Here is a 14186-nt window from a genome sequence, read left to right as displayed (position 1 = left end):
ATATTATTTGCTTTAAAAGACAAAAAAGTACAGCCAAATGGCAGAATGGGGATTGTAATGCTAACTTTTAACGAATATACAACTATATCCAATAACTGTAGTGATAATAAACAGTTATCTGATGCAATTAACAGCGTATGCAGTGCCGCCCTTGAAGAAAGCTCTGTAATCTCTCACGAAATCAAGAACCAGGCAGCCTATTTAAAAACCTGCTACCAGCTTCTTTCAAGCCGCAATGATGAACTTCGCAGTAACAAATTCTGGAATAATATGGGTTCAACAATAGATGAACTTGTTAATTATCTTGAAAGAACATCTATCTACAGATACAGCTTCAAGCAAAGCGAAACGGTAAGCTGTACTCTATCTGATATCATTAACAACATTAATGAATATATCAAATCAAGATACAATGGTCTTATAGCCCTTGATACTTCTGATATCAGCCTGGAATGTAGTTCAGCTTCAATATATGCCAGCTCTCATTATCTTAATATTGCCTTAAAAGAAATCATTGATAATGCTTACGAAGCCGCCAGTGAGCGTAACTGTAACAATTGTATACTTATATTGTCCGCTATAATGTCACCTGACATTAAAGATCAGCTGATTCTTTCAATAGGCAGTAAGAAAACCAATAACGGCAGCTCTATTTACCAGCCTGATAATATCAGCTCCTGCATTAACAATGACATTAATGATAATAACTGTAACAGACCTGGACTTAAAAGTAAGCTCTGCAAGCCTTTCTACACAACACACAAGGGTCACACTGGTCTTGGTCTTTCAATTGTGAACCAGATATGCCTTTTAAGCGGCATTGACTGGAATATCATATCCGATAATGATATAGTAACTACAGTTTTCGCTTTTAATCTTCAAAATTAAATACTTCGTCTAACATTCTTAATGTTCTGAAATTACCTTTGGCTGTCATATCTCCAGTCATAAATGCCCTGTGGAATGTAATTCTCCCCTGAACTATGCGGTCAAAGGTTTCTTTAGACATTTTACCAATAACATCAGCTTCCATATCCTGACCAAACTCTACTGTAAGATTGCTTCCCTGAACATTAACTATAATATTCTTATCCTTATCGCTTATCATAAACATATACCTGCCATTATAATTAAGCTGTGGCTTAAAATGATTTCTGAATACGCTAAGATAATAATCATCTCCACCATTCTGTTCATCACTAAGAAGTTCTTTATATATGCTTGCAAGTGACTCTATATCCTCTTTCTGTGTCTTAACAAATTCATCATCAGATGCATACTTAGATAGCTGTTCACTCTCCTGAGGTGTGAAATTAACAACCTCTTTAATAACATTCTTTCTTATAGTCTGACTGCTTGAAGGAAGATTTCTTAAGCCCTTTGATATGGTTCTGTATATATTTTCAGCATATTTTTCGATTATCTCTTTATATTCGTTATTAAATTCAAAATCTGTTGTATCGTCTACATAAGCACTTAATGACTCGCCTACAACTCCACCTATTATCTCCCACGAATTGCTGAGTGCTGTAACAACTTCACGTTCTCCATATGCTCTTGACATAACCACCGGAAACATATACGTAGATGATGTTCTGCTCTTGTCTGCATATAGCCAGCAGGAGTCAAGAAGTGTCTGCATATAGCCTCCCATACCAACCCACTCAACTGTAGTAGCAAACACAACTCCGTCTGCCTCAACTACTGACTGCGAAAGAGTTGTAATTGTATTCTTTATCTCATAAAGATTATACCTTGTAACGTGAACATTAAGTTCCTCTAACACTTCCTGGATTCTGTTAATAACGACAATTGTCGGGTCATCTACAAGACCTCGTCCACCATAATATATGTTTACATTCATATAATTAATATCCTCCCAAATATACCTGTTATCAATTAAGCTTTCCGATAATTGTAACACAAGTATTAGATTTTGGCGACATTTACTGTACTGACTTTATACACTTACTTTATACTATACTTACTTTGAACTCATACGCCGCAAACTTTAATATATCTCCATTATTAATATTAACTCTTGTATGCACCTTCAGTCTCTCACCATTAATATAAGTACCATTAGTCGAATTCATATCCTCTACAAAGAAACCTTTATCGCCATACGAAAAACAGGCGTGAAGCTTACTTATAACCGGATTGTCTATGTATACATCAGAAGCTTCCCTGATGCTTCCAACTGTGCAGGGAAACTTACACAGACCAATGGTATTATTAACATTATCATATTCTCCATTATCAGGTCTTACATCAGGAAACAAATCATCTGTCAGACCTTGAAGGCAAAGCTTATTATTCTTATTATCTTCTTCTGCCAGTGATTTAAGATAGTCACTTAAAAGAATTGTATGCTCACATTCTTCTGCCCTATTATCTACATTTCCCTCATTATCTTTAATAACCTCTGCCGTTACAAGCTTATTATCAATCTCCTCGTTAAGGTCAAAACGATACGGAATTTCGTTGACATTTTCTGACTTCGCCTGCTTTAAATCTCCAACAAGCACACCCGCCTTATCTGCAATATAGAACAACACAATTCCAGCTATAAGTAATGCTGCCGATACAACTGTATCCAGCTTTACAACCGCATAACTACGAAACAAAAGACTTGCCGCTGAGTTATATAACAATAAAACTGCCACTGCCTTTAATATAAGCTGTGTCTTTTTGTCAATGCATTTATTATGCTCTTCAACACCAACTGGCTCCGGTCTTACCGCTGATAATATCTTCCCATTAGCATATGATCTTTTATCTTTAATATCTGTATGCGGCTCATCAGCACTGCTTCCCTTATTAATATTTCTTTGGGAACTAAAATCCGGTACACTATCCGATTTTCTTCGGAATTTAGAATTGACGGTGCTCTCATTATTATTTACACCCCTGCAATTTACCACACTATCAGCATTATTGAGAACCTTAGAGCCTGCCATTCCCTCTGTATTATTGATAATATTAGAATACTCACCACCCTCCGCCGTATTATCAGAACCACTTTTATCCACCGAATTACTTTCATCTTCATTATCTTCAAATAACTGCATAAGATTATATGGTGTGTAATCTCTTACAAGAATTCTCTGGTACGCTTCATAGAATTTTACAAGTCTTATTTTTTCAATTGAATGGTCAAATCTTTCTAATATATATTCATACAGGCTTCGCATTTTCCCATAAAAATCCGTATTATTATCCAGCAGGGAATACATAAAATACACTTTCTTATCTACTAAAGAAATATATATACATCCTGGGTCTAATATTACACGATCAAGATTAAGCATATATTCATTTACAACTCTTGCCATCTTAGATATGTTGCCAAGCAATGACTGCACATCAGACATATTAACCTTGCCATATTCAAGCAATGTGCTTAACTGCTGTTTTGAAGTTATATCATAATATATACATTTTCTTGAATTAATCTCGTTAATGGAAAATTGAAGAAAATAATCAGGCCTGTTTCGCATAAGCATTTTCATCTCATACTCAACCAGCTCATTGCTATCAGTTATATCAACCACCGCATAACTTATATTATTATTTCTTTCATATTTAATGCTTAAATCCTCACCACAATACTGGCTCATTATCCAACCACCTCCATAAGAGCATTTGTCTTTCGTATCAACCGGGCATTATCTATTTTATTTACATTTTCACTAATATTACATATATCTGACATACCTGCGTAACTTCCTATAACCGGAAAACTGGCACTACACACTATGCTTTCGTCCTGTTGATATACCCTGTCATCATATATATTTATATCCCGAAGGAACATAGTCCTGTCTGCCGCATACCTCTCTCCTCTTTTTATCAGCTCTTTCCTTGCAGTAATATCACTTTCCTTTTCATACTCTATCGATATCTGACTCACCATATTCCTTATGATTATCCTATCGTGCATATAAATCCCAACACTTATCAGTGCAATAATTATCATTGTAAATATCGGAACAATAATTGCATTTTCTACTACTTTCATACATCTCTCCATTTCTTAAACACTGACAACTGTTACTGTAATAAAGTTCTTAATATAGTTCCACCACCAATAACACAACACACTAATGACACCAACAAAAATGGTATATATGGCATAGACGTCCTTAGCTTCATTCTTCCTCCTGCTATCAACGTTCCCCCGGCGATAATTATTAGAAACATAGATAACAACACTGTCTGTATCGTTATATACATTCCTGTAAGCACAGTTATATATGCTATTACTATTGCATCAGCCTCACCTGTTATATGTGTGATCCGTGCAATAATATAAAGACCTGCTCCTATAATAACTGCCGGAATATAATAATCTCTAATCAATAAATGTAGTTCTAATTCACTTCCATCAATAACGTCTGCTAAATGCAGCATAATAATACCAGCTCCCATAACCACAATACTTATAATGTTAATCTTTCTTCTTTTTATATCTGCGTATGACATCGCCGCAAGCCATATAATCAAATATAATGTCTTTAACATCTGCTCCCCCCCTGTCTTATTCCTGACACTTTTCGCACAACCTGCGGTCACTGACACTGTCTTTACTGACTTTCTGAATATTTCTTTTAAGTTCTGTACAATTACGCGAGCTGTGGTATCTTGTCCCATATAATGTATAATAAATTGATGTTGTATCTTTTGTCTGTCCGCAATGTTCACACGAATAATATTTAGCACCCGAAGCATTCCTTAAAACATCCATACATGACCTGTCAGCCTCCAATATGTATCTTAACAAATATGTACATTCCTTATCAGTATGATATACTTCGCCCCCGGCTGTAATGTACACATATTCTTTATCTGACACATTTCCTGCAAAATTATCTTTATCCTCCCCAAGCCACGCATTTATCCTCTTTCTGTCGGTAACTCTTATTGTAGACAGACCAAATATATCAAAAGGATTTTTGATACTGTATGTAAGCTTTATATCTATAACTGAATTGTCATTTAATATCTTAGAACTCATAAACATAATTCCGGCATTACCACCCATTATGTTATGGTCAGCAGCATAATCTGTTCCTATCTCGTCTATAAGCAATCGTCTTATTGTCTCTGCCACCATTCCCTTTGGGACATTTCCACTATTTTCATAAACATATACATAGCCTGCACATTTTCTTAATGTCACATAAAAGGCATTGTTGATGTGGATTCGCACTGCTATAACCTGCATAATAAACATAATTGACATAACAGCATATATAAACAGAGGAATTACAATTGCTCCCTCCACACTTGCCGAAGCATTTAAGTTATGTGCCTTGCTACACTTTATGGTTCTTGATAATATTCTATTAATTACTGGCGTTATTAAATTCCTGTAGTTATGGATTGTCCGCATAATACTATGCACTCCATTTTCTTTTTTCTGCGGGTAAATCTTATCTTTCCTCCCTTCTTAAATATAATCAACCAACTTATTCTGTGTAGAAAGGCACATTTGCTAAATATAACTGTATGACAGCTTCTGCCTGTACACACTGCCTGTACCATTCATCTTAAAATGTGCAGCTCCGAAAGCTGCATATATGTAATTCTTCATTCTGAATCCGCTGTGCCCATACATAATCATTCTTAATTCCATTAATGCTGCAATGCGGTAATTTCTGTCCGATTTGTTCATAAACATAATTAACAGCTTTAAATATTCTTTATAACCAATACCATTATCCCTGCCATTTTCCTCAACTTTATTATTATTCACAGCCTCATATGATGTAATATTATTTATCAGGGATTGCAAATTCAGCTTTTCATCTACTAATGAACTTAGCTGTAATATCCAGTTATCCCTGTTCTTAATAAGAGCTATTGTTTCTCCTGCCAGCAATTTTCTTAACTCAACTATAGATTCAGCGTATGCCCATATCGAAACAATAATGTACTGCACAAGCCTGACTGCCAGATCACAGCCAGTAACTCCCACCAGTGCCGCCGCCAGCATATAAGCCTCTGACATCTTATCCTGTGAACTTATAAGATAAGATAGGTTAACACCCTCTCTTATAACAGCTAACTGATTAATTACCTTGTATACATTCTTTCTGTCATTATGTTCACCTCCAATAATATATTCCATTTCATAATCTAATAAAGCACTGCTTCCTGCTCTGTCATTATCACCCGGTGATGTGTCCGTATAACAGATAAAATGCTTCGCAACATATTCCGTGCTTAATACATTTTTCTTTAATGTATCTTCATTCCTGCTTGCTTCGATGCTTCTTTTTATTTCATCTTTATTTATAAAAGAAATGTCACGGCTCTTAATGTATTCATCTGCAAGCTCCTGTATTTCTATATATTTGTTAGAAATCCTGCCTTCTGTCACAGTCTCACAAATTCCTGACTTCAGGTATTCATACAACTGCCATACTGCATTTAACGAAGTATTAATCTGTTCTTTCTGTCTATCTTCATACTGCATATCACCATCATCAGACTGCTCTAACATATCAGCCAGATCCTTTTTTAAGTTTTCATTATCTTCCATAAACTGCTCAGAATATGCCTGTGCCTCACTTAAATTTTCACCACATCTAACATACTTACATTCATTATCAGCTTGAACAGACTCTTGTTCTTTATCATTCTGGACATTCTCCTGTTCTTCGCCACTTAGAATAGACTGTTGTTCTTTATCAAGCACATTGCTATACATTCCATATTCCATAGCCTTAACAATCTGCTCCTCGACACCATATCCCTCATTATCTGTCATATACGAAAACGTATTAAAAGCACAATCTGATAAGCTTATATTTGGTGAATAACTGCTTATATTTTCGTTAATATAACTGCACAGTTTATTATTGAGTATGTCCGATTTATTCAATGCAAATATATTAAAATCTTTAAGCAGCTGGTTATTATAACTTGCAAATACTGACTCCTCCGACAACCTGCAGCTCTGTTTAACAACCGTATAATACCCTGATTGCAGTGATGACTTAATGCACGTTGTAATCAGGGAAATCACAACCATTAATACCATTGCCGCCATAACTGTCAATTGTGCCGGCAATGATATATGTAAAATGTCCTTATTACACATATCACTGCTCATACCACAACCAGCATTATATATATTATGGACATCACAATTAACAGCATTATGTATATTATTGACACCATAACTAACAGCATTATTACCCCTACTGACAGCTATCATATTTTGTTAGCCTGGGAAGTCATCTTTGATAAAAGCTTATTGACTAATGATGTTATCTGGCTTTTAAATATTATTACAAGGCCAATCAGAACAACTGTAATAAGAACTATTTCCACAACACCCATTCCATCTTCTTCATTCCAGAATTTCTTAACTGACTTTATTATTACATTTTGTGCTATTCTATTTCCCATATTTATCCTCTTTTCTGCGTGCATTTCTTTCTAAAAATTATACATTTTCCTAAAAAGCATACATTTCCTCCCAAAAATTATACATTTTCCTACAAGGCATACATTTTCTCCCAAAAATTATACATTTTCCTACAAGGTATATATTTCTCCTTAAAGTTATGTATTGCTTCCTGAAAGATTAGTATCCTGCACGCAACGATACCAATCTTCATATAAATAGAACTTCTACCTGTTCTTGTAACTTATTCTTATGACCTGTCCTGCATTTTTACACCTGAAAGCTTATGACTGCTGGCACCATAACAATTATCATTACCACTATCAACAGCATAAACATAGGCATTAATAATCTTGTTGCTGCCTCCTCTCCTTTCTTAACTGCAAGGCTCTTTCTTTGTTCAAATGCATCATAGGATTCCTGATATAATAATTCTTTTAACTCTTTTGTTCCTTTCTTTATATTAGTCTGTAATAGTGATGCCAATTTCAGGTATTCTCTTGTCTGACATCTATGTCCGAATTCTTCATAAGCCTTATATTCACTTATACCTGACTTTATCTGGCAATCTGTTATATACATCTGCTCATACACAATTCTCTCATCTTTAGCACTTTTCTTTTTCCTCATATAATCTTCTATCATCTTCTCCCACGCCCTGCGTACTGTCATTCCTGCACCAAGCAGAAGCGTAAGCTTGGATATAACCTCTGAATAGTCATACTGTAACTGCTTCTGCCTAAGCTTTTGTTCCTCTTTAGCTTTGGTTTTCTTCTTGTAATAAATAAGCACTATAACAGCAATTACAATCATAGCTGCAAATAAAAGATTATTCTTACTTCCTGTCTGTGATTGCACATAGGCATATGTAACACTGGTGTTGTTTATTGCATCCGGCAGTTCTATAACAGCTTTATCCTCATTTTCCTTTAATGCGTTGTCTATAATTCTTTTAAGTGTCTGCTTATCTGTCGTTAGCATACTATGCGGATTTTCCCCTAATGATTTAACATTAATATCTATTACTCCGTTTCTTGTATAATCTTCATACGACATTACATAATTCAATGCTGTTTCTACACTTTCACCTGCACCAATATTTTCGTTATATACCGTTCCGTCATAATCTATAATCCGGTAATCTTCCGGATATATATGTATATTGACAATCCCATTACATAGGCTGTCAGGGAACTGAATTGACATAACAATATTATCCAGTGAATCATTATCTTTTTGCAAAATATCCAGCAATTCATCATATGCCCTGTCAAAGCAGGACATCGTTTCCTCATAAGTCATCTTTCTTGGACTAATAACTGTATCTATGCTTATAGTGGTTCCACTATTCTCATCTTTAACGTCAAGCGTTATCTGTTCAGGTTCTTCACCCGGCTCTGGTCTTTTTATTTCCATTTGTACACTCCACTTATCTTATATATTAAATCACTCCTCATATTATCCACCTGCCGTATCATATGTATCATATATTTATGTCTGTTATTTTCTGTGCCAGCATAACTGCGGCGGCATATATCAGAAGGCATATTGTCATAACTATAATTCCCATAACATTGCCATAAAGAACATCAATATATTTAGGAGATGTTAATCTAAGATATAATGTAATCACCAGCGGCATACATACCATAACTCTTTGCTCAAGCCTCTTTCCTGTAATTATTGTATCTATCTGCTGCTGGACTTCTGCCTTTTCGTGAATTATATGCGAGGTCTGCTTTATAATTCCTATTACATCACCTCCGCTCCTTTTCGCATATCTGAATATTTCAGCAAAATATTTTATGTCATCCAGATTGGTACTTGCTGCATAATCGTCTAATATATCTTCAAGATTTTCATTTCTTCTTATTCTGTTCACAATCATATTAAAATCTGCAACAATTACTGCATTTTGTCCATACAGCATAACCAGTTCCTGCAATGCCTCTGCAAATGAATTCTCAATTGAGTAACCCGTATTCAACGCAAATGAGACTGCCTGCATCCCATCTCTGAACTGTCTTATAAGCTCATTATCCTTCTGATACCTTTCATTAAACCTCTGCTTTTTAATATGATAAATAACATAAGGGCTGAATATTATTACTGGAATTAAACTATCATAAAATACATAAGAAACAGCAGTTACTATCAATACTGCCTGCAAAAGATAAATGTAATCATTCCTACCAGATAGATGTGCCCGTTTAATAAATTTATTAAGATTTACATTGCATTGTTCCTGTGTCTTTTGACCACTCAAGCTTTTCAGTATTCTTAAGGCTGTTATTCTGTCTTTTAAGTGTGCCAATAATCTTTCCATTTTTATCTTCGCCCTCCTCAACGTACTTATATAATGGAACAAGTTCAAATTCATTATTCTTATAACCACATACTTCTGTAATCTCCCATACCTTTCTTGTCTTATCCCTCATTCTTTTTAAATGGACAATTATGTCTATTGCAGAAGCAATCTGCCTGTCAATAGCTTCTGCTGGCATATCTATTCCCATAAGAACCATTGTCCTTAATCTTGTAAGCATATCCTTAGAACTATTACTGTGTCCTGTTGACAGGCTGCCATCGTGTCCTGTTCCCATTGCCTGTAACATATCAAGAGCCTCCTCACCTCTTGTTTCACCTACAATTATTCTGTCAGGTCTCATTCTTAGGCTTGACCTTATAAGATCTCTTATTGAGACTTCATTATCACATTCCATATTGGACTTTCTTACTTCAAGTCTTACAAGATTGCCAACCCCCTGGATCTGCAATTCAGCCGAATCTTCAATTGTAATAACTCGCTCATCTTTGGGAATAAAATTAGACAGTGCATTAAGAAATGTTGTTTTACCACTTCCTGTGCCACCAGAAACAAATATGTTGTAACGGCATTTTACAAGTAATTCAAGAAAATCTGCCGCTTCCTTAGTTATAGAACCTAACTCAATTAATCTGTCAATATCTATTGGCGTATCATAGAATTTTCTTATCGTTATGACTGGTCCATCTATGGCTATCGGCGATAATACCATATTCACTCTTGAACCATCAGCCAGCCTTGTATCTACAATAGGTATCGCTTCATTAATTGTCTTATTCGACATCGCCGCTATTCTCTGTGCTATATCTTCAAGCTTCTCTCTGCTTTCAAATTGTTTATTCCATTTAGTTATCCTGCCTTTCTTCTCAATAAATATATCTTTATACCCATTAATCATTATCTCTGTTATATCATCATCTTCCAGTAACTCCTGTAATATATCAAGACGTTTAATTGAATTATAAAGCTGCTGCCTTAAAAGTTCCCTATTATGGACAGATATAACCCTATGCTGTGAAATCTCATATATACATACATCTATTACCTTATACAAATCCTCATCGGACACGTCCAGATTAATATCAAGCTTTTCATAGACTTTTTGTTTTAATTCAAAGAATAATTCTTCCATAATGCCTGCTATTCATACTTACTCCCTATGCTATGCTTAACTTCTTCTATGTCATTTCTACACCATATCTAATAAAGAACTTACATAACCATACGCATCTGTATACATAATTCTTTTAAGAAAACCCTCATCCATTGTATCCTTCATCTTAAGATTAATTCTCATCATTCTGTCAACAATAGCTTCCTTCCCGCTTTCAATAAAATATCTTTTCAGATTATTAAATCTGCAATTCTCTATATAATCTCCACTGTCAGATATATATACATTACTGCATCTTCCCATAATGCTCCAAGGCTTGTTAATTCCCTCTGATATATTAACAACAATATAATCATATTTTAAATTATGTGCCAGCTCATCCAGCAGACCACTTATAAGCCTGTCATTAACATACGATATATCATCAGCACATACCACAGCCGGTATATAGTCAAATAACTCATTCGCCTTTATACATTCTCTAATCTGCTGTGTAAAATGCTCTCCTGCCTGCTTAAACATATAGAATACATCTGACAGATTACTACACCCGTCAGACATCATAATATGCTCAATGCCTGAGAATTCATCAAGATTGATAAAAAGTGTCCGTCCCTTTTTAGAATATGCCGCCGCAATAACCATTGCCAAAGTCACTCTTAAAGTCGAATTAAAGCCATACACTCCGATATATCTGGTAATATCCTCAACCCTCTGCGTTCTATCTGGTCTTTGTCTTGTAATTGACCCTAAAAGCTGGTAAGCTGGCTGGTATTTGCACACACCGATAAGCCCTTTCTCTTTCTTATCATTAATAATTCCTGCTTCTTTCTCATCTTCACACAGAACAATAACGCTGTTATCATCTGTCTTAATATCCTCATGATTAATGCCATATGTGTATTGTTCTTCATTAACCATTAACACATCTGTCTTATTAGCTAAAATGTATCTGTTAAACTCCTCCTCTTTGGTAAACACTTTAGCCCTGTAGGGAATATCCTTACTGTCGTTAATTATTCCCATAAGCCTTTTGGCATAACTCTCATCATCGTCATATATCACGCATATATTATCTTTTGCCAAATACACTTTCCTCCATACACTATATAATCTTAATTACAGTATCTACAGCTTTATGCTTTAATATTTAATACCACCATAATTGCCGCTCCAAGACACAAGGCATATGTATAATGAAATCTATGTATTGTATGTCTTCCCTGCTTTATTAAAACATTATCTCTTATACATACACCCTGTCTGCCTTTAATTACGCCAACATTCTCTAATACACCTGTTAATACACCGCATACCATAGCCGCACATATTAACCTCACAATATATGTAACACCAATCAGCAGTCCGCACACAGCAAGAAGCTTAACATCTCCTGCACCTACGCCGCCAAATATATACACCATATACATAATTGCAAAACCTGCCATACCGCCATATATATACCCTCTCACATCACCTCCATACATAAGGCTTCCCATATTAATAACAACACCAATAACCATTCCTGCAATTATAATTCTATTCGACACCTTAAAACGTCTGTAATCATCAATCACCGCCATCATTATGATAATAAACATAGCGGCGTATCTTATGTACTGCTCTGTCATATTCTCTTTAATTCTCCCATATCTTATCAGACAACTTTATATATAAATTGCCACCACAATACAGTTGTCTTAATTCTATTATTCTGTTTAATGTATAGAATTACCAATTACTGACTATACTTATAAAAAAAGAGGAAACGAGGTAATTCTATTGAAAATGTTCAGCAAGAAAAAAAATCCTGCTACATATGATGAAAAATATCTTGTTGAGGAAATTAATATGACAAAGGCTGCGCTTAGTGCCGCATATGCCAACTTTGATAACGCAACTGACCCAGACCTTATAGATTGTTATATATATCAATTGAATTCTGAGCAGAAACGCTATAAATACCTTCTTCAAAAGGCTAAAGAATCAGAAATATATGCACCCAACATATATCTTATGCAGGCATCTGATATACTCTAAATATGTGATGTATATTAAAAATATGGTGTACATTATATATACTATTTATTTAGTATATTGTCAATATGTTTTCTTATATTTTTTATATTTTTCTAATACAATTACTACATTTTACTATTTGACTTTTAAATACAGCTCGTTTACACTGTAGTTATCATTTATTTATATGCGGTTACACATTAATGTACTATAAAGAAAAGAGGGATACCTATGGATAATAATTTCAACAGCCAATCTGATAACAGTTCAGATTGGAAAGCTAATTCCAGACAGAAGAATAAAAGCAGGACTGGCAGCAAAAGCAAATTATCTGTATTGACAATTGTTCTGCTTGTTACTGCCATCGCTTCAATAATAGCCAATATTGTCCTGCTTGTTACCGACTCCAAGAGAACTGCTGATACTGTAGCAAGAATTGAGGACAAGGACATTGAAACTGCACGCAATACTGAGAAAGACGATATGCTTAACCTTATCCGAAGCAGATTTGAGAGCGGTTCATCTACACTCTCATTATTAAAAGAACTTTATCCTGACAACATAGTATATGTCAATAGAAGTGGTAATTATGTATTTGCCGATATTAACCCTAAGCTTGCCGCAAGCGAATATGATAAATCAGCCTTTGCCCGCAATGATAAGGGATTGATGACTTATTCAGGAACTAATGCCAAGACATATACAGGAATTGATTTATCAAAGCACAATTCTGATGTGGATTTTGCCAAGGTTAAAGCCGCCGGTGTGGATTTTGCTATGATTAGATGTGGCTACAGGGCTTATGGCTCAGGACTTCTTGTGGAAGATAGTTCATTTAATACTTACACAACTAATGCTATCAAGAATAATATAGATGTCGGTGTATACTTCTATTCACAGGCTCTTAACAAAGAGGAAGCTATCGAAGAAGCCAACTATGTACTTACTCTTGTAAAGCCTTATAATATTACATACCCAATCGCTATTGACGTAGAAGCTATAGAAAATGACAGCTTCCGTCAGGAAAATCTTTCGGCTAGTGAATTAACTGACGTAATAATCGCATTTTGCGACACAATTAAAGCTGCTGGATATACTCCATTAATCTACAGTAATCTTTTGTATTTTATGGATAATGTTGAACTTGAAAGACTTGAAGGTTATGATAAATGGTTCGCCGGTTATCAGACTGCCTCTCCATATTATCCCTACAAATACGCTATGTGGCAGTATACAAGCACAGGTTCAATAAATGGTGTATCAGGCAATGTAGACATCAATATTGCTATGAAAAATCTGAAAAAATAATA

At 35.0% G+C, this 14186-nt stretch carries 15 protein-coding genes; 3 read left to right on the top strand and 12 right to left on the bottom strand.

Annotation, left to right across the window (positions count from 1 at the left end):
- The first annotated feature begins 57 nt into the window (after positions 1 to 57).
- The gene (locus tag WMO14_RS11620; RefSeq protein WP_349153872.1) at positions 58 to 888 is read left to right on the top strand and encodes a hypothetical protein; all 831 of its coding nucleotides are present in this window, start codon (positions 58 to 60) and stop codon (positions 886 to 888) included.
- Here WMO14_RS11620 and WMO14_RS11615 read toward each other — a convergent pair.
- The 12 genes from WMO14_RS11615 to WMO14_RS11560 form a co-directional block, all read right to left on the bottom strand.
- Positions 872 to 1864: an SCP2 sterol-binding domain-containing protein gene (locus WMO14_RS11615; RefSeq protein WP_022502456.1), complete on the bottom strand. Its 993-nt coding sequence runs from the start codon at positions 1862 to 1864 to the stop codon at positions 872 to 874. The two genes, WMO14_RS11620 and WMO14_RS11615, sit on opposite strands and share 17 nt — an antisense overlap.
- Positions 1865 to 1973: 109 nt before the next feature.
- Entirely contained in the window at positions 1974 to 3620 is a 1647-nt protein-coding gene (locus WMO14_RS11610; RefSeq protein WP_349153871.1) for a DUF6382 domain-containing protein, read from the bottom strand.
- On the bottom strand, positions 3620 to 4021 hold the full coding sequence (locus tag WMO14_RS11605) for a TadE family protein (RefSeq protein ID WP_022502458.1): 402 nt from the start codon (positions 4019 to 4021) through the stop codon (positions 3620 to 3622). The genes WMO14_RS11610 and WMO14_RS11605 overlap by 1 nt, the downstream gene beginning before the upstream one ends.
- A gap of 32 nt (positions 4022 to 4053) precedes the next feature.
- The gene (locus WMO14_RS11600) at positions 4054 to 4524 is read right to left on the bottom strand and encodes a prepilin peptidase (protein ID WP_055177565.1); all 471 of its coding nucleotides are present in this window, start codon (positions 4522 to 4524) and stop codon (positions 4054 to 4056) included.
- A 16-nt stretch (positions 4525 to 4540) separates the two neighbouring features.
- Positions 4541 to 5395: a hypothetical protein gene (locus WMO14_RS11595; RefSeq protein WP_349153870.1), complete on the bottom strand. Its 855-nt coding sequence runs from the start codon at positions 5393 to 5395 to the stop codon at positions 4541 to 4543.
- A gap of 102 nt (positions 5396 to 5497) precedes the next feature.
- Positions 5498 to 7225, bottom strand: a complete 1728-nt coding sequence (locus WMO14_RS11590) for a DUF5702 domain-containing protein (protein WP_349153869.1) — start codon at positions 7223 to 7225, stop codon at positions 5498 to 5500.
- On the bottom strand, positions 7222 to 7419 hold the full coding sequence (locus tag WMO14_RS11585) for a Flp1 family type IVb pilin (protein ID WP_022502462.1): 198 nt from the start codon (positions 7417 to 7419) through the stop codon (positions 7222 to 7224). Before WMO14_RS11585 ends, WMO14_RS11590 begins: the two co-directional genes overlap by 4 nt.
- Before the next feature lie 268 nt (positions 7420 to 7687).
- On the bottom strand, positions 7688 to 8833 hold the full coding sequence (locus WMO14_RS11580; protein ID WP_349153868.1) for a type II secretion system F family protein: 1146 nt from the start codon (positions 8831 to 8833) through the stop codon (positions 7688 to 7690).
- A gap of 67 nt (positions 8834 to 8900) precedes the next feature.
- The gene (locus WMO14_RS11575) at positions 8901 to 9575 is read right to left on the bottom strand and encodes a type II secretion system F family protein (RefSeq protein ID WP_349153867.1); all 675 of its coding nucleotides are present in this window, start codon (positions 9573 to 9575) and stop codon (positions 8901 to 8903) included.
- 64 nt (positions 9576 to 9639) lie between these two features.
- On the bottom strand, positions 9640 to 10875 hold the full coding sequence (locus WMO14_RS11570; RefSeq protein WP_349153866.1) for a TadA family conjugal transfer-associated ATPase: 1236 nt from the start codon (positions 10873 to 10875) through the stop codon (positions 9640 to 9642).
- 57 nt (positions 10876 to 10932) lie between these two features.
- Entirely contained in the window at positions 10933 to 11943 is a 1011-nt protein-coding gene (locus tag WMO14_RS11565; protein ID WP_022502466.1) for a P-loop NTPase family protein, read from the bottom strand.
- Positions 11944 to 11993: 50 nt separating this feature from the next.
- Complete coding sequence (locus WMO14_RS11560) at positions 11994 to 12488, bottom strand: A24 family peptidase (RefSeq protein ID WP_055177515.1); 495 nt, start codon at positions 12486 to 12488, stop codon at positions 11994 to 11996.
- 157 nt (positions 12489 to 12645) lie between these two features.
- Here WMO14_RS11560 and WMO14_RS11555 point away from each other — a divergent pair, with 157 nt between their 5' ends.
- Positions 12646 to 12897 (top strand): DUF2508 family protein, encoded by a 252-nt coding sequence (locus tag WMO14_RS11555; RefSeq protein WP_090140389.1) that lies wholly within the window; start codon positions 12646 to 12648, stop codon positions 12895 to 12897.
- Between the two features lie 210 nt (positions 12898 to 13107).
- Entirely contained in the window at positions 13108 to 14184 is a 1077-nt protein-coding gene (locus WMO14_RS11550) for a glycoside hydrolase family 25 protein (RefSeq protein WP_349153865.1), read from the top strand.
- Positions 14185 to 14186: the final 2 nt, after the last annotated feature.

The organism is Lachnospira rogosae (ex Hitch et al. 2025) (genome assembly GCF_040096455.1).
GTDB lineage: Bacteria > Bacillota > Clostridia > Lachnospirales > Lachnospiraceae > Lachnospira > Lachnospira rogosae.
The sequence above is the reverse complement of the archived record's forward strand: the minus strand, read 5'-3'. Positions and strand labels throughout refer to the sequence as shown.

Excerpts from the sequence above, each read along its gene's own strand:
- WMO14_RS11620 (WP_349153872.1), top strand. The coding sequence starts at position 58 with ATGCTAACTTTTAACGAATATACAACTATATCCAATAACTGTAGTGAT.
- WMO14_RS11615 (WP_022502456.1), bottom strand. The coding sequence starts at position 1,864 with ATGAATGTAAACATATATTATGGTGGACGAGGTCTTGTAGATGACCCG.
- WMO14_RS11610 (WP_349153871.1), bottom strand. The coding sequence starts at position 3,620 with ATGAGCCAGTATTGTGGTGAGGATTTAAGCATTAAATATGAAAGAAAT.
- WMO14_RS11605 (WP_022502458.1), bottom strand. The coding sequence starts at position 4,021 with ATGAAAGTAGTAGAAAATGCAATTATTGTTCCGATATTTACAATGATA.
- WMO14_RS11600 (WP_055177565.1), bottom strand. The coding sequence starts at position 4,524 with ATGTTAAAGACATTATATTTGATTATATGGCTTGCGGCGATGTCATAC.
- WMO14_RS11595 (WP_349153870.1), bottom strand. The coding sequence starts at position 5,395 with ATGCGGACAATCCATAACTACAGGAATTTAATAACGCCAGTAATTAAT.
- WMO14_RS11590 (WP_349153869.1), bottom strand. The coding sequence starts at position 7,225 with ATGATAGCTGTCAGTAGGGGTAATAATGCTGTTAGTTATGGTGTCAAT.
- WMO14_RS11585 (WP_022502462.1), bottom strand. The coding sequence starts at position 7,419 with ATGGGAAATAGAATAGCACAAAATGTAATAATAAAGTCAGTTAAGAAA.
- WMO14_RS11580 (WP_349153868.1), bottom strand. The coding sequence starts at position 8,833 with ATGGAAATAAAAAGACCAGAGCCGGGTGAAGAACCTGAACAGATAACG.
- WMO14_RS11570 (WP_349153866.1), bottom strand. The coding sequence starts at position 10,875 with ATGGAAGAATTATTCTTTGAATTAAAACAAAAAGTCTATGAAAAGCTT.
- WMO14_RS11560 (WP_055177515.1), bottom strand. The coding sequence starts at position 12,488 with ATGACAGAGCAGTACATAAGATACGCCGCTATGTTTATTATCATAATG.
- WMO14_RS11555 (WP_090140389.1), top strand. The coding sequence starts at position 12,646 with ATGTTCAGCAAGAAAAAAAATCCTGCTACATATGATGAAAAATATCTT.
- WMO14_RS11550 (WP_349153865.1), top strand. The coding sequence starts at position 13,108 with ATGGATAATAATTTCAACAGCCAATCTGATAACAGTTCAGATTGGAAA.